We start from the raw sequence: 15,825 nt of genomic DNA on the forward strand, positions 1-15,825 counted from the left end.
TCTCCGGTTAATCGGCAGGGGCGCAGCATGGTCCGTCAACGAAGCCGGAATAGCCCATGTTCTCTCGTCTTGCCGCACTCGTCCTCCTAGCCACCGTCCTGCCGGCCGCCGCCGAGACGCCGGCCAAGCAGCTGTTCGGTGCCGTCGAGAATCCGGCGCCGCTTGCCGCCCGCTCCATCGGGTCCTATTCGCGCGGTTGTCTCGCGGGTGCGGCGCTCTTACCCGTCAATGGCCCGACCTGGCAGGTCATGCGCCTGTCGCGCAATCGCAACTGGGGCAATCCCGTTCTGGTCGGTTTCCTCGAACACCTCGCGTCCAAGGCGCCTGCGGTCGGCTGGAACGGTCTCCTCGTCGGCGACCTGTCGCAACCGCGCGGCGGCCCGATGTCGTCGGGCCACGCCAGCCACCAGATCGGGCTCGATGCCGACATCTGGCTGACGCCGATGCCGAAGCGCGAACTCACCTACGACGAGAGGGAGCGGGTGAGCGCTGTGTCGATGCTTGCTCCGGACAAGCTGACCGTCGATCCCAAGAAGTTTTCACAGCGTCAGTTCAACATCATTCGCCTGGCGGCAAAGCAGCCGGAGGTGGAGCGCATCTTCGTCAACCGGGCCATCAAGAAGGCGCTCTGCGAAGGCGCTGGCAGTGACCGCGCCTGGCTGTCCAAGGTCCGGCCCTGGTGGGGGCATGACTTCCATTTCCACGTTCGGATGGCCTGTCCGGCCAACTCGCCTACGTGCAAGCCCCAGGCCGCTCCGCCGTCCGGGGATGGTTGCGGCGCCGAGCTTCAGAGTTGGTACGCGCCGCCGCCCAAGCCGACGAAGCCGTCGAAGCCCAAGCCTCCGGCGCCGGAGATCACCCTGAAGGATCTTCCGCCGGAGTGCTCCCAGGTTCTTGTTGCCAAATAACGAAAAAGGGCCGCGACTTGCGCGGCCCTTGCGATGTTGGCTGCTGGCGTGCTTATCCGCGCAGTGCTGCGCCGGTCGCCTTCTGGACCGCGGCGACGATCGCCTTCGATACCTTCTCGATATCTTCGTCGGTCAGCGTGCGATCGCTCGGGATGAGCGTCACGGCGATGGCCACCGATTTCTGCCCGGCGGCCACGTGCTCGCCCTTGTAGATGTCGAACACGTCGACGCCGCCGATCAGCTTCTTGTCGGCGCCCTGCACGGCCTTGACGATCTTCGCCACCTCGACGCCGTCGTCGACGACGAAGGCGAAGTCGCGGCTGACCGGCATGAAGGCGGAGAGCGCAAGCGCCGGCTTGCTGCGGCCCGACTTCGCCTTGGCCACGGGGATGCGGTCGAGGATCACCTCGGCGGCAACGATCGGTCCCTCCGCGTCCAGTGCCTCGATGACGGCCGGATGCAGTTCACCGAAATGGGCGAGCACGGTCTGCGGCCCGAGCTGGATGCTGCCAGAGCGTCCCGGATGGAACCAGCTCGGCGCGGACCGGACGACCTGGACGCGCGAGATGTCGACGCCAAGGGCATCGAGCAGCGCCAACGCATCGGCCTTGGCATCGTAGACGCTCACGGCGGCGGCCGAGCCGTTCCAGTGGCGGCCTGCACCGGCAAGGCCGGCGCTACCTTCGCGCACTGCAGTCGCTGCGACGCTCTGATCCTGGGGGCGATCGCCGGCAAACACCTGACCGACCTCGAACAGGGCGAGGTCGGCAAGGCCTCGATCGGCGTTCCGCTTGACCGCCGCGACGAGGCCGGGGATCAGGCTCGGGCGCATGTCGCTCATGTCGGCGGAGATCGGGTTGGCGAGCTCGAGTTCGGGCGCGCCGCCGCCGAACAGCACGGCGATGGGCTTGGCCAGGAACGACCAGGTCACGGCTTCGACGAGGCCGCGCGCCGCCAGCGTCCGCTTGGCGCGGCGGGTGCGGATCTGCAGCGGCGTCAGCACCTTCTGGGACACCGAGGCGATGCGCGGCAGCGCCGTCGCCTTTACCTGATCGAGACCGACGATGCGCACCACCTCCTCGACGAGGTCGGCCTTGCCGTGCACGTCCGGCCGCCAGGACGGAACGGCAACCGAGCGGCTGTTGCCGGTCCCGCTCATCGAGAAACCGAGCTTCTCGAGCGTGCCGGTGATGGTATCGGCCGGAAGTTCGAGACCGGACAGGCGCTTCACCTCGGAGAGGGGGAAGTCGATGACCTTGTTGAGAAGCGGCTCCTTGCCGGCCACGACGACTTCCGAAGCGTCGCCGCCACAGAGGTCGAGCACCATTCGCGTCGCGAGTTCGAGGCCGGCGACGACGAAGCCGGGATCGATGCCGCGCTCGAAGCGGAAGCGGGCGTCTGAGTTGAGGCCCAGCCGGCGACCGGTCCGGGCCGTCCGCCCGGCATCGAAGAAGGCGCTTTCGATGAAGACGGACGTGGTGGCCTCTGTCGAACCGGTGGTCTCGCCACCCATCACGCCGCCGAGGCCGAGCACCGCCGCGTCGTCGGCGATGACGCACATGCTGTCGTCGACCGCGTAGGTCTTGCCGTCGAGAGCCAGCAGGCTTTCGCCGGACTTGCCGAGACGGGCGTGGATGGTGCCGGTCAGCTTGTCGGCATCATAGACATGCAGCGGCCGTCCCCGGTCGAAGGTGATGTAGTTGGTGATGTCGACCAGCGCGGAAATCGGTCGCAGGCCGATTGCCTTGAGGCGGTCCTGCAGCCACTTGGGCGACGGACCGTTCTTGAGGCCGCGCACCACCCGGCCGGCGAACACCGGACAGGGCGTGTCGTCGCCATCGAATGTCAGTGCAATCGGCACCGGCGAAGGGAACGTGCCCGGAACCGGCGCGAGCGGATCGGGCTTCAGCTTGCCGAGGCCACGCGCCGCGAGATCGCGCGCGATGCCGCGAACGCCCAGGCAGTCGGGCCGGTTGGGCGTGATGGAGATGTCGATCACCGGATCGGCGCCGCCGCGATAGTCGGCGAACGACACGCCAACCGGAGCGTCTTCGGGCAGCTCGATGATGCCGTTGTGCTCGTCGGAAAGGCCGAGTTCGCGCTCCGAGCACATCATGCCACGGCTTTCGACGCCGCGAATGGTGCCGACCTCCAGAACGTCGCCGGTGGCTGGAATGACGACGCCGGGCAGGGCGAACACGCCCTTGAGGCCCGCTCGCGCGTTCGGCGCGCCGCACACCACCTGCACCGGCCCCTTGCCGGCATCGACCGACAGCAGCTTCAGCTTGTCGGCATTGGGGTGCTTGTCGGCGGTGACGATCTTGGCGACGACGAAAGGCTTGAGCGGCGCCGACGGATCGGAAACCTCCTCCACCTCGAGGCCCACCATGGTGAGCGCCTCGACGACTTCGTCGAGCGAGGCTTCCGTTTCGAGATGGTCTTTCAGCCAGCTGAGGGTGAACTTCATTTTGGCAAATCCGTAATCGGAAATTCTGATTGGCTTGGTCCGGCGTGCGGACGGGGGAACATCGCGGCAAGGGCCGCCGACATCACCCCGTCAGGCCGCCGTAGAGGCTCGGCAGGTCGAGCGGACGGAAGCCGTAGTGCTTCAGCCAGCGGGCATCGGCGTCGAAGAAGGCGCGCAGGTCGGGCATGCCGTATTTCAGCATGGCGATGCGGTCGATGCCCATGCCGAAGGCAAAGCCCTGGTAGACGTCGGGATCGAGGCCGGCGGAGCGGATGACATTGGGATGCACCATGCCGCAGCCGAGGATCTCCAGCCAGTCGTCACCCTCGCCGATGCGGATCTCCGACCCCGAGCGACGGCAGCCGACATCGACTTCCATCGACGGCTCGGTGAACGGGAAGAACGACGGACGGAAGCGCGTCTTGACTTCGTCGACCTCGAAGAAGGCCTTCAGGAACTCCTCCAGCACCCACTTGAGATGGCCGAAGTGCGTCGTCTCGTCGATGACAAGCCCCTCCACCTGGTGGAACATCGGCGTGTGGGTGGCGTCGCTGTCGCAGCGATAGGTGCGTCCGGGCGCGATGATGCGGATCGGCGGCTTCTGCGTCTCCATGGTGCGCACCTGCACCGGCGAGGTGTGGGTCCTGAGCAGCAGGCGCGAGCCGTCTTCTTTGGGCTTCAGGAAGAAGGTGTCGTGCATCTCGCGCGCCGGGTGGTCCGGCGGGAAATTGAGCGCGGTGAAGTTATAATGGTCGGTCTCGATGTCCGGCCCTTCGGCCACGGCAAATCCCATGTCGGTGAAGATGGCGGTGATCTCGTCGATCACCTGGCTTACCGGGTGAATGCGCCCCTCGGCGAGCGGACCCGGGCGGACGGGCAGCGAGATGTCCACGGTCTCGCGGGTGAGGCGGGCATCGAGCGCGGCGGCTTTGAGCACGGCCTTGCGGTCGGCGATGGCAAGGGCCACCCGGTCTTTCAAGGCATTGATCGCCGCGCCGCGTGTGCGCCGCTCGTCCGGGCTCATGGCGCCGAGCGTCTTGAGCAACGCCGATACCGATCCCTGCTTGCCGAGGGTGGCGACGCGCACGCCCTCCAGGGCGGGTTCGTCGCTGGCGGCGTGAATGTCGTCGAGAATGGTGGCTTCGAGCTGTTCGATATCGGTCATGACGCGTGTCCTGGCGGATCTGATGGCAGGCTTCTAGCCGGTCTCACCGGCGAAAGCATCCCGGAAACGAAAAGAGCGGCGCACCGATCGGCGCGCCGCTCTCGCAATGTCGGGGCGGCCGATCGGCGATCGGCCCCGCGCTGTCACCAATTAGGCGGCAGCCTGGGCCTTCTCGACGATGGCCTTAAACGATGCCGGCTCGCTGATGGCGAGGTCGGACAGCACCTTGCGGTCGATGGCGATCCCGGCCTTGGCCAGGAGGTCGATGAAGCGAGCGTAGGTCAGCTCGCCACCCGTGACATCGCGAACGGCGGCGTTGATGCGCTGGATCCACAGAGCGCGGAAGTTGCGCTTCTTGGCCCGACGGTCACGCGTCGCATACTGCATCGCGCGATCGACAGCCGCCTTGGCGGTCTTGATGGTATTCTTGCGACGGCCCCGGTAGCCCTTGGCGGCTTCCAAAACCTTCTTGTGCTTGGCATGGGACGTTACGCCCCGCTTGACGCGCGCCATAATTCAGTCTCCTCGATAGTGAGTGCCGTTTGATCGCGCGGGATCAGGCGTAGGGCAGGAAGTTCTTCTTGATGATGATTTCATCCGGCTTTGAGAGCACCGTGGTGCCGCGAGCCTTGCGGATAAACTTGGTGGTCCGCTTGATCATGCCATGGCGCTTGCCGGCCTGAGCGGACTTGATGTGGCCACTGGCCGTCACCTTGAAGCGCTTCTTGGCGCCCGACTTCGTCTTCATCTTGGGCATTTTGCTCGTTTCCGAGTGTTTGGAGATCCCTTGCGGGCTCTCGCTGACCTTGTCTTTCCGGAAGACCCACGGCAATCGCGGAGATTCCGCGGCGGCCAAGACGGTCTGTCCAGGGTTGAGCTTCCACGGTCGCCACGGCATGCCCTTGGACACGGCAGAACCGTCTCCACGCCGGGCGACCTGAAGTGGCTGGGCTTCTAGACCAAAAGGTCGGCCGATGCAAGGCGGATTCGCCTTTTGCGCAGGATAGGCGGCACATCAAAACTCGCGCTGCAGCGCCCACATGCGGCTCTAAAAGAAAAAGCCCCGGCACGGATGAACCGGCCGGGGCCCTTTCAAACGGGATGTCGCTCTCAGCGCGGGGCGAGCAGCATGACCATCTGGCGGCCTTCGAGGCGCGGCTCGCTCTCGACCTTGGCAACGCTTACGGTCTCTTCCTTCACCTGCTGAAGCAGCTTGAAGCCGAGGTCCTGGTGGGCCATTTCGCGACCGCGGAAACGCAGCGTCACCTTGACCTTGTCGCCATCCTCGAAGAAGCGCAGCATGCTCTTCATCTTCACGGTGTAGTCGTTCGTGTCGATGTTGGGCCTGAGCTTGACTTCCTTGATCTCGACGATCTTCTGATTCTTGCGGGCTTCCGACGCCTTCTTCTGGGCTTCGAACTTGTACTTGCCGAAGTCCAGGATCTTGCAGACGGGAGGCGTCGAATTCGGGGAAATCTCGACAAGGTCGAGACCGGCCTCGGCGGCGGCAGCCAGGGCATCGGCGATCGCGACGACGCCGAGGTTGTCACCTTCCTCGCCGATCAACTGGACCTGAGGGACCCGGATTTCGCGATTGATGCGTGGACCTTCCTTGACGGGGGCGGTAGCTCGGAACGGGCGACGAATGGCTGTCAACTCCTCTGAAGTTCATGGAACCAGTCATTCCTCGGGATATGTCGACGCCCGACCATGTCAAGGACCTTGATCGTCGAACCGATCGCACCTTTGAAACAGGGGCGCCACCCATGGATGACCGGCTGTCCTCACGGCGAACCACATCTTGCTGTGAAGCGCGGACTCGCAAACTGGACAACGGCCTGAAAATCGTTGGAGAGTGCGAAAAAGTCAAGGTCGCACACGCCAATCGGCGGGGAAATGGGCTAAAGAAGCGGCATATTGTCCTGAAGGACGGCAAGACGCGACAGTGAATGCGAGGAGCGGAGAGATGGCGGACCGGCCGATCAGTGTCACCATGCCGGACGACGGCCGGATCATTCGCGGTCTCGTCAGCGATGGCGATGGCCCGACGATCGTCTGGCTCGGCGGCTTCCGCTCCGACATGACCGGCGCCAAGGCCGAGGCTGTTGCGGCCTGGGGGCGCAAACACGGCCGCAAGGTGGTGCGCTTCGACTATTCGGGCCACGGCGGTTCGGATGGTTCCTTCGAGGACGGTCGGATCGGCCGCTGGTTCGGTGAAGCGAAGGCCGTGGTCGCCGCCGAGGCCGGTCCTGAGTTCATTCTCGTCGGCTCGTCCATGGGCGGTTGGATGGCGTTGCTGCTCGCCCGAGAGCAACCGGTCGGTCTCAAAGGTGTGGTTCTCGTCGCACCGGCTCCCGATTTCACCGAGAAACTGTTCTATCCGGCGTTGCCTCCAGAGGCGCGCGCCTGCATCGAGGCCGGTGAAACCATCGAGCTTCCCGGCGAGTACGGCAGCCCGGCCTACAGGCTTGCCGCCGATTTCTTCCGCGATGGCGCCAGGCACAACCTTCTTGATGCGCCGCTTCGCCTCGGCGTGCCGGTCATCATCATCCAGGGTATTGCCGATACCTCGGTGCCGCATGCTCACGCGAGGCGCATCGTCGACCGCCTCGTCGACGACGACGTGGTTCTGACGTTGGTGAAAGATGGCGACCATCGGCTGTCGCGGCCGTCCGATATCGCCCTTATCCTCGATGCCGTCGGCCGCGTGACCGAAGAGTGACGCTGAAATCCGCGCCAATACGCGTTTTTTCCAGCATGATCCCGAGGCTTTTTTGCGACTAAAGGATTACCACGCGGCTCTCGCGTGATAGAAGGCCGCCATGGCAACGGTGTTCTCCCCTGAACCGCGAGGTCGGACATGTCGGACATGAAGCTCGTTGTGGTTGGCGCTGGCGGACGCATGGGGCGTACGCTGGTACGCATCATCTCCGAGACGGCGGGTGTTGCGGTCCATGCGGCCATCGAGCGGGAAGGCAGTCCGCTGATCGGAGAGGATGCCGGCGCGTTGGCGGGCATCGGCGAGATCGGCGTTCCCTTGACGACGGACCCGCTGGCCGCGGTGGTCGGTGCCGAAGGCATTCTCGATTTCACGAGCCCGGCCTCCACGATCGAGTTTGCCGAACTGGCGGCCCAGGCGCGCATCGTCCACGTCATCGGTACCACCGGCTGCTCGGCGGACGACGACGCGAAGATCGACGCCGCTGCTCGGCATGCGACCGTGGTCAAATCCGGCAACATGAGCGTTGGCGTCAACCTTCTGGCGGTATTGGTCGAGCGGGCCGCCAAGGCCCTCGGGCCGGATTTCGACATCGAGATCCTGGAAATGCACCATCGCCACAAGGTAGACGCGCCGTCCGGCACGGCGCTTCTGCTCGGCGAAGCCGCCGCGCGCGGCCGCGACATCAAGCTCGACGATTACGCCGTCCGCTCCCGCGACGGCTACACCGGTCCGCGTCCGCAAGGCGCCATCGGCTTTGCCACGCTGCGCGGTGGCTCGGTCGTCGGAGAGCATACCGTCTACCTCGCCGGCGCCGGCGAGCGGCTGGAGCTGAGGCACGTGGCCGAGGATCGGGTGCAGTTTGCCAAGGGGGCGGTTCGTGCCGCGCTCTGGGCGCGCGGCCGAAAGCCGGGCCGCTACGACATGGCCGACGTCCTCGGCCTCAAGGATTGACCAATCCCGTCCCCGCTTCCTGGGGGAGGCGTGGTCGGCTGCAGAAAGATCCGGGACCGACGGTCGGTTCCGGCACGTAACGAAGCGATCAACTGGAGAAAAGCCCATGAGCCGCATTCTGGTCCTCGTCCGCCACGGCCAGTCCGAGTGGAACCTGCTCAACCTGTTCACCGGCTGGAAGGATCCCGACCTCACCGCCCAGGGCGTCAAGGAAGCCACCGCCGCCGGTACCCGCCTCAAGGCCCTCGGCTACAAGTATGACGTCGCCTACACCTCGGTTCTGACGCGCGCCCAGCACACGCTGCGCCTGATCCTCGGCGAAGTTGGCCAGCCCGACCTCGAGACCATCCGCGACCAGGCCCTCAACGAGCGCGACTACGGCGAACTGACCGGCCTCAACAAGGACGACGCCCGCGCCAAGTGGGGCGAGGAGCAGGTGCATATTTGGCGCCGTTCGTTCGACGTTCCGCCTCCGGGCGGCGAGAGCCTGAAGAATACCGCCGAGCGCACGCTGCCCTATTTCAACGCCGAGATCCTGCCGCGCGTGCTGAAGGGCGAGAACGTGCTGGTCGCCGCCCACGGCAACTCGCTGCGCTCGATCATCATGGACCTTGAGAAGCTCACCGGCGACGAGATCGTCGCTCGCGAGCTGAACACCGGAGAGCCGATCGTCTACGAGCTCAACGAAGATGGCTCGATCAAGTCCAAGAAGGTGCTGGCGGCCTGATTTCCGCCCCCTCTGAGAAAAGTTCAGCGCCGCGATGGTTCCCCATCGCGGCGCTTTCTTTTCCTGAAAGAGGTTGGGGCGCTCAGCCTCTTTCCACTTCGGCGCCGCCGAGCCGACGCGCCAGGCCGGTTTCCCAGCCGAGAATGGCCTTCTTGCGTGTGAGGCCCCAATGATAGCCGCAGAGGTCGCCTTCGCGTCCGAGCACGCGGTGGCACGGCACGACGAAGGATAGGGGGTTTCGCCCAACGGCCGAGCCGACGGCCCGCGCCGCATTCGGATTGCCGATGTGGCGGGCGATGTCCGAGTAGGTCGTCGCCTTGCCGAGCGGAATTCGCAGCAGCGTCTCCCAGACCCTGACTTCGAAGTCGGAGCCGATGAACACCAGCCGGATCGGTCGGTCCTGCGACCATACCGTGGGATCGAACACCTGTCGCGCATAGGGTGCGGTCACCACCTCATCCTGAACATAGGTGGCGGCCGGCCAGCGAGCCGACATGTCGCGGAAGGCTTTCTGCTCCTCGCCGGGGTCGGCGAAAGCGATGCCGGCAAGTCCCCGGTCGGTGGCCATGACCAGCGCGGTGCCGAAAGGCGATGAATGGAAGCCGTAGGCGATGGTCACGCCGGCTCCCCGCGCCTTGTAGGCCCCCGGGCTCATCGCTTCGTGCGTGACGAAGAGATCGTGCAGGCGGCCCGGACCGGACAGGCCGACCTCGTAGGCGGTGTCGAGGATCGACGACGACTGGTCGAGCATTCGTCGTGCCTCGTCGAGCGTCAGCGCCTGAACGAAGGCCTTCGGCGTCAGGCCGGCCCAGCGCGTGAACAGGCGATGCAGATGGCCGGCATCGGTGCCGACGGCGGCGGCGATCGTCTCAAGTTCCGGCTGGTCGCGCCAGCGCTCGGAAATGAATCGAATGGTATCCCGCACGAGAACATAATCGCTGTGCTCGCGATCGAGGGATACCTCGCCCGCCATGCGCAGCCCTTCGTGCAGCCAGCTCGCCGACATCGGCGGGCAGGTGAGGTTGTCGGTCAGCGTAATGGCGTCCATCGCGTCCTCCATCAAAGGGTGCGATGCAAAGTTAGGGAGGGGTAGGCGACACAACCACCCGATTCTCGCACGTCGGAGGAAAAAGAGCAAAAAAACGATCCCGACGGCTGGAAAGCGACGCTGCTGACGCCGTCAGGCACCAAATCCGGCTATAGAAGGCGGCATAGCGCCTTGCCCGGAGTATTGCCCGTGCCGAGAAAGCCTGCCGCCGCGTCCGAAGACATCGACAAGCCCATTCCGCCGACTCGTCCCTTGAGTCCGTCGGAAATCGAAGAGCTCTTCGCCACCTTCCAGGCGGCCAACCCCGAACCGAAGGGCGAGCTCCACGCCGTCAACCCCTACACGCTCCTGGTCGCGGTGACGCTGTCGGCCCAGACCACCGACGCCGGCGTCAACAAGGCGACGCGGCCGCTGTTCGAGACGGTCGATACGCCCGCAAAGATGCTGGGGCTCGGAGAAGACCGCCTTCGGGAGGCCATCAAGACCATCGGCCTCTATCGCAACAAGGCGAAGAATGTCATCGCGCTGTCCGAGATCCTCGTCCGAGAGCACGGCGGCGAAGTTCCGCGCGACCGAGCCGCGCTCGAAGCCTTGCCGGGCGTGGGTCGGAAGACGGCCAATGTCGTCCTCAACATCGCCTTCGGCGAGCCGACCATCGCGGTGGATACGCACGTCTTCCGCGTTTCCAACCGGCTCGGCCTCGCGCCGGGGCGCACCCCGATCGAGGTCGAACTCGGCCTCGAACGGCGCGTGCCGAAGACCTATCTCCTGCACGCCCATCACTGGCTGATCCTGCATGGCCGCTACGTCTGCAAGGCCCGGCGGCCGGAATGCGAACGGTGCATCGTTGCCGACCTCTGCCGAAGCCCGGAAAAGCGCCTGCCGATGATGTGACTTTCCGGACGCTCGAAACGCAGAGCCCCGCCGTTGCCGGCGGGGCTCCGTTTTGCCGATTCGAAACAGGTCAGGCGATGCGGGCGTATTCCTCGAAGGCAAGGCGCGGCAGGCGCGGGAACAGCGACGACTTGTCGCCGTAGCCGAGGTTGACAACCAGGAAGGTCTTGATGCGGCTGTCGGGGAAGAAGGCGGCGTCGATGGCGGCGGCGTCGAAGCCGGCCATCGGGCCGACGTCGAGACCCAGCGCCCGCGCGGCCGTGGTCAGGTAGCCGACCTGCAACGAGGCCGAGCGCAGCGCCGAGAACTGCAGCCGCTCGTCCGGCGAGCCGACATACCAGGAACGGGCATCGGCGTGGGGGAAGGTCTTGGGTAGGTTCTCGTAGAAGTCGAGATCGTATCCGGCGATGACGGACACCGGCGCGGTCTTCGTCTTGGCCTGATTGCCCGGCGCCATGGCGGCCAGCAGCTTTTCCTTGGCCTCGGGCGACTTCACGAAAACGAAGCGGCCGGGCAGGGTGTTGGCCTCGGTGGGGCCGAGACTGGTCAGCTCGGCCAGCGTCTTCAGCGTTTCGTCGGTAACCGGCTTGTCGAGGAAGCCATTGTAAGAGCGACCGTCGCGGAACAGGCGGTCGAGGGTGTCGTCGGCAAGGAGAGCGGACATTGGAAAGCCTTTCGGTAGAGAAGCAAATTCGCTCCCGACTTAGGCTCCGCCAACCGGCCGGCATAGTCAGCGATCGACTGACAAATTGTTCGATAAAAGTGACCGATCGAGGAAATCTGCAGCAGATTGCCCTCACATCACGAGCTTCTCACGGCATCTTGAAGGCGGTCTGGAGACGATACCCCGGAAATGACAACGCCGCCGGCGGGACCGGCGGCGTCTGAAGGCTGCTTGATGGGCGACAGATCAGGCGACGGCGCGAACCTCGCGCACGTCCGGCAGGAAGTGACGCAGGAGGTTCTGGATGCCATTCCGGAGCGTCGCCGTCGACGACGGGCAGCCGGCGCAGGCGCCGCGCATGTTGAGATAGACGATGCCGTCCTTGTAGGCGCGGAAGGTGATGTCTCCGCCGTCGGCCGCCACGGCCGGGCGCACGCGCGTGTCGAGAAGTTCCTTGATCGACGACACCGTCTCGGCGTCGGCCGGATCGAAGTCCTCGGCTCCGGCCGTCGTCTCGGTGGTCGTCAGGATCGGCGCCCCGGACATGAAGTGTTCCATGATGACGCCGAGCACCGCCGGCTTCAGGTGCGCCCAATCCTCGTCCCGGCTGGTCACCGTAATGAAGTCCGCGCCGAAGAACACGCCGGTCACGCCGGCGATTTCGAACAGGGCGGCGGCGAGTGGTGAGACCGTCGCCTGTTCGGGGGTCAGGAACTCGCGCGGGCTGCCTTCGAGGACGACCCGCCCGGGCAGGAACTTGAGCGTTGCCGGATTGGGCGTGGACTCGGTCTGAATGAACATCGTATGGGGCTCCTCAGGCTCGCCTGATTGGAACATGTCTAAACTTGATCTTTAGAGGATAGTTCCGACTTTGCAAATGAACAATCGGTGAACCTGCGGACATAAAACGATCAGGCAGGTCAGGCGACGGCGGCGATGTCGTCGTTGCTCATGTCCCCGGGCACGATGGTTACCGGAATGGGAAACGGCGGCCCCGAGCGAGCGCCGATCGACGTGACCAGCGGTCCCGGTCCCTCGCTGCCGGTACCGGCTGCCAGAACCAGGATGGCGATGTCGCGATCCTCCTCGATGAGGCGGTGGATCGCTTCGGCCGCCTGTCCCTCGCGAATGACGAGCTCCGCCTCGATGTCGGCGGCGAAGGCATGCACGCGCTCGGCGGTGGCGGCAAGGCGCTGGCGGGCCTCGTCCATCGCCTCGGCCCGCATCATTTCCTCGACGCCGCGCCAGTGCTGAAAGTCGCCCGGCGGGATGACATAGAGCAGTACGAGACCTCCCGCCGTATGCCGGGCGCGCGTGGCCGCATAGACCAGCGCCCGGTCGCATTCGGGCGTGTCGTCGATGACGCAGAGGAACTTGCGGCGGTGGCCCTCTTCGCGGGCAAGGCGGCGTGAAACCATGATGACAAATTAGCAGAAGGCCGGCGGCGGACAAGCCGCGCCGGCCTTCAAGTTTTCGAGCGTCGAGCGCTTCAGCGCCGCTTGCGGCTCTGGATAAAGCCGACGATGTCGCGCACGTCGTCCATCACCTTGCCGGCGATGGCGCCGGCCCGCTCCGATCCATCGGCGAGGACGGCGTCGATGTGGTCGGGCTCGGCCATCAAGGCCTTCATCCTGTCGTTGATTGGCGACAGAACGGACACGGCGAGATCGGCCAGCGCCGGCTTGAAGGCGGAGAACTGCGAACCGCCATGGTCCTTCAGCACCGCTTCCCTCGTCGTGCCGGCCAGCGCGGCGTAGATGGTGACGAGATTGTCGGCGTCCGGCCGCTCCTTGAGGCCTTCGACCTCCGACGGCAACGGTTCCGGATCGGTGCGCGCCTTGCGGATCTTCTGGGCGATGGCGTCGCGGTCGTCGGTCAGGTTGATGCGCGAATAGTCCGACGGGTCGGACTTCGACATCTTCTTGGTGCCGTCACGAAGCGACATGACGCGCGGCGCCGGTCCCTGCGTCAGCGGTTCGGGCAGCGGGAAATAGCCCTCCTCCGCGCTGTGGCCCTGGGCGACGATCGAGGTCGCGAAGTCGTTGTTGAACTTCGTCGCGATGTCGCGGGTGAGCTCCAGGTGCTGCTTCTGGTCTTCTCCGACCGGCACGTGCGTCGCCCGGTAGACGAGAATGTCGGCCGCCATCAGGCTGGGGTAGGCGAACAGGCCCACCGACACGTTCTCGCGGTCCTTGCCGGCCTTCTCCTTGAACTGTGTCATGCGGTTGAGCCAGCCCATGCGGGCGACGCAGTTGAACACCCAGGCGAGTTCGGCATGCTCGGGCACCTGGCTCTGATTGAAGACGATATGCGTCTTCGGATCGATGCCGGCGGCGAGAAAGGCGGCGGTCACCTCGCGAATCTGGCGACGCAGCTCGAAGGGATCCTGCCACACGGTGATGGCGTGCTCGTCGACGACGCAATAGATGCAGTCGTGCGTCGATTGCATTTCAACGAAGCGCTTGATGGCGCCGAGATAGTTGCCGAGATGAAGATTTCCGGTCGGTTGAACGCCGGAGAACACGAGAGGCTTGAAGGGCATCGGTTTGGACCCGAGGATAGAGTTTCACGCGCGCCGGTGGTGAAACCGGGCGACGGACTTATGGACCCGCCATGCGGTCACCGCAAGGCGCTACAACAGGGCCGACGAACAAATGCGGTGGGTCATGTCTGGATGCCGGGGAGGACGCCGTCAGCGGCGATGCGTTCAGCCGGTCTTGCCGCGGGCGGCAATCGCCTTGACATACCGGCGGACATCGACGGCACCGGTCAGCACGGTCGCCAACCCGTAGACGATCATCCCGAAGGCGCAGAGACCGAGAAGCCAGAGGATCTGGATCACTTCGCGCCCGCTGTGGAGATGCGCGTCCACGAGGCCTTCGCCCAGGAGCAGTGCGGCTCCCATCACGAGGCTGGCAACGGCGAGCAGTACGAGACGGCGGAAGAGCAGGGCGTCGGCCCGGAAGTGACCGCGCCGGTGGAGTTCGATGACCAGCATCAGCGCATTGACCCAGGCGGCGAGCGAGGTCGCCGCGGCAATCCCGACGTGGCCGATGAACGGGAACAGCGCCAGCGAGGCCGCTACGTTGACCGCCACCGATATGCCGCCCTGTATGGTGGGCGTGCGGGTGTCTTCGCGCGCATAGAAGGACGGCTGGAACACCTTGATGGCGACGAAGGCCGGCAGCCCCGCAGCGAAGGCGATGAGCGCGTCGGCGGTCGCCACAGTGTCGGCGGTGGTGAAGGCGCCGCGTTCGAACAGCACGCGCATGATGGAGTAGGGAATGGCACAAAGCGCGACGGTGGCCGGCAGCGTCAGCGCCATGGCGAACTCCAGCGCCCGATTCTGTGTGTGGAAGATGCTCTCGGCATTCTCCGTCCGGACGCGGCGGGTGAGGTCCGGCAGGAGCACGACGCCGATGGCGACGCCGATCACCCCGAGCGGAAGCTGGTAGATGCGATCGGCAAAATAGAGCCAGGACACGGCGCTCGCCTGCATCGAGGCGATGATTGTGCCGACCACGATATTGATCTGGGTGATGCCGCCGGAGATCACGCCGGGGATTCCGAGCTTCACGAAGCGGCGGACATTGTCGTTGTAGCGCGGCCGCTTGAGCGACATCGGAAAGCCGATCCACCACAGCGAGCCACCGACGGCGATCAGTTGCGCAAAGCCGGAGATGCAGACGGCCCAGGAGAGCGCGTACGCGGCGTCCGGCGTGCCGGCCCAGCCCTCCCACCAGATGAGGACAAGGGCGGCGACCAGGACGACGTTGAGCAGCGACGGCGCAAAGGCGGCGACCGCGAAACGCCCGAAGGATTGCAGCATGCCGGCCGCCATGGCCGTCAGCGACATGCAGGCGAGATAAGGGAACATCACCCGCGTCATGAACTCGGCGGCTGAGAACTTCTGCGGGTCGTCGATGAAGCCCGGCGCCAGCACGCCGACGAGCCAGGGGGCGCCAACCTCGGCCAGCGCCGTGACGATGACCAGCGCCAGCAGGAAGACGGCCAGGATGTCCTCGGCCAGCGCCCGCGCCGACGTCTTGCCACCTTCGGTGAGCGCACGGGCGAACAGCGGCACGAAGGCGGAAGAGAAGGCGCCTTCGGCAAAGAGACGACGGAACAGGTTGGGCAGGCGGAATGCCACGAAGAAGGCGTCGGCGATCGGGCCGGAGCCCAGCATGTTGGCCATGAACACGTCGCGGATGAAGCCGAGCAACCGCGAGGACAGCGTGGCGCCGCCCACGGTCACGAAGTTTTTGACCAGACTCATGAC

16 protein-coding genes are annotated in these 15,825 nt (G+C 65.4%); 5 read left to right on the forward strand and 11 right to left on the reverse strand.

Features of this window, described 5'->3' with window-relative positions; translation table 11 throughout:
• Positions 1–56 precede the first annotated feature (56 nt).
• Positions 57–908, forward strand: a complete 852-nt coding sequence (gene mepA / locus M4J39_RS10480) for a penicillin-insensitive murein endopeptidase (protein WP_251727789.1) — start codon at positions 57–59, stop codon at positions 906–908.
• Positions 909–960: 52 nt separating this feature from the next.
• On the opposite strand, the gene pheT is transcribed toward mepA, so the two are convergent.
• From pheT to infC, 5 genes are all read right to left on the reverse strand, one after another.
• Positions 961–3,375, reverse strand: coding sequence for a phenylalanine--tRNA ligase subunit beta (gene pheT, locus M4J39_RS10485; RefSeq protein ID WP_251727790.1), 2,415 nt, complete (start codon positions 3,373–3,375; stop codon positions 961–963).
• 82 nt (positions 3,376–3,457) lie between these two features.
• A complete protein-coding gene (gene pheS, locus M4J39_RS10490) occupies positions 3,458–4,540 on the reverse strand; it encodes a phenylalanine--tRNA ligase subunit alpha (protein ID WP_251727791.1) in 1,083 nt (360 codons plus the stop codon).
• Between the two features lie 150 nt (positions 4,541–4,690).
• Positions 4,691–5,053, reverse strand: coding sequence for a 50S ribosomal protein L20 (gene rplT / locus M4J39_RS10495; RefSeq protein ID WP_100080005.1), 363 nt, complete (start codon positions 5,051–5,053; stop codon positions 4,691–4,693).
• Positions 5,054–5,096: 43 nt separating this feature from the next.
• Positions 5,097–5,297, reverse strand: a complete 201-nt coding sequence (gene rpmI / locus M4J39_RS10500; RefSeq protein ID WP_026789928.1) for a 50S ribosomal protein L35 — start codon at positions 5,295–5,297, stop codon at positions 5,097–5,099.
• A 353-nt stretch (positions 5,298–5,650) separates the two neighbouring features.
• Positions 5,651–6,187 (reverse strand): translation initiation factor IF-3, encoded by a 537-nt coding sequence (gene infC / locus M4J39_RS10505; protein ID WP_251727984.1) that lies wholly within the window; start codon positions 6,185–6,187, stop codon positions 5,651–5,653.
• A gap of 319 nt (positions 6,188–6,506) precedes the next feature.
• Here infC and M4J39_RS10510 point away from each other — a divergent pair, with 319 nt between their 5' ends.
• From M4J39_RS10510 to M4J39_RS10520, 3 genes are all read left to right on the forward strand, one after another.
• On the forward strand, positions 6,507–7,262 hold the full coding sequence (locus M4J39_RS10510; protein WP_251727792.1) for a carboxylesterase: 756 nt from the start codon (positions 6,507–6,509) through the stop codon (positions 7,260–7,262).
• Positions 7,263–7,400: 138 nt separating this feature from the next.
• The gene (dapB, locus tag M4J39_RS10515) at positions 7,401–8,213 is read left to right on the forward strand and encodes a 4-hydroxy-tetrahydrodipicolinate reductase (RefSeq protein ID WP_251727793.1); all 813 of its coding nucleotides are present in this window, start codon (positions 7,401–7,403) and stop codon (positions 8,211–8,213) included.
• Between the two features lie 106 nt (positions 8,214–8,319).
• Entirely contained in the window at positions 8,320–8,940 is a 621-nt protein-coding gene (locus tag M4J39_RS10520; protein WP_251727794.1) for a 2,3-bisphosphoglycerate-dependent phosphoglycerate mutase, read from the forward strand.
• 82 nt (positions 8,941–9,022) lie between these two features.
• On the opposite strand, the gene M4J39_RS10525 is transcribed toward M4J39_RS10520, so the two are convergent.
• Complete coding sequence (locus tag M4J39_RS10525; protein WP_251727985.1) at positions 9,023–9,913, reverse strand: methylated-DNA--[protein]-cysteine S-methyltransferase; 891 nt, start codon at positions 9,911–9,913, stop codon at positions 9,023–9,025.
• Positions 9,914–10,177: 264 nt separating this feature from the next.
• Between M4J39_RS10525 and nth the strand changes: the two genes are divergently transcribed.
• Positions 10,178–10,882: an endonuclease III gene (gene nth, locus M4J39_RS10530; RefSeq protein WP_251727795.1), complete on the forward strand. Its 705-nt coding sequence runs from the start codon at positions 10,178–10,180 to the stop codon at positions 10,880–10,882.
• Positions 10,883–10,952: 70 nt separating this feature from the next.
• Here the strand turns inward: nth and M4J39_RS10535 are convergent, their stop codons facing one another.
• The 5 genes from M4J39_RS10535 to murJ form a co-directional block, all read right to left on the reverse strand.
• A complete protein-coding gene (locus M4J39_RS10535) occupies positions 10,953–11,546 on the reverse strand; it encodes a malonic semialdehyde reductase (RefSeq protein ID WP_251727796.1) in 594 nt (197 codons plus the stop codon).
• A gap of 246 nt (positions 11,547–11,792) precedes the next feature.
• The gene (locus M4J39_RS10540) at positions 11,793–12,347 is read right to left on the reverse strand and encodes a NifU family protein (protein ID WP_251727797.1); all 555 of its coding nucleotides are present in this window, start codon (positions 12,345–12,347) and stop codon (positions 11,793–11,795) included.
• A 119-nt stretch (positions 12,348–12,466) separates the two neighbouring features.
• On the reverse strand, positions 12,467–12,964 hold the full coding sequence (locus M4J39_RS10545; protein ID WP_251727798.1) for a universal stress protein: 498 nt from the start codon (positions 12,962–12,964) through the stop codon (positions 12,467–12,469).
• A gap of 71 nt (positions 12,965–13,035) precedes the next feature.
• Positions 13,036–14,088 carry a tryptophan--tRNA ligase gene (gene trpS, locus M4J39_RS10550; protein WP_251727799.1) on the reverse strand — a complete coding sequence of 351 codons (1,053 nt, stop codon included), beginning with the start codon at positions 14,086–14,088 and terminating at the stop codon, positions 13,036–13,038.
• Positions 14,089–14,253: 165 nt separating this feature from the next.
• On the reverse strand, positions 14,254–15,822 hold the full coding sequence (gene murJ, locus M4J39_RS10555; protein ID WP_251727800.1) for a murein biosynthesis integral membrane protein MurJ: 1,569 nt from the start codon (positions 15,820–15,822) through the stop codon (positions 14,254–14,256).
• Positions 15,823–15,825 lie beyond the last annotated feature (3 nt).

Source organism: Pleomorphomonas sp. NRK KF1 (assembly GCF_023721755.1).
In the GTDB taxonomy this organism is placed as follows: domain Bacteria; phylum Pseudomonadota; class Alphaproteobacteria; order Rhizobiales; family Pleomorphomonadaceae; genus Pleomorphomonas.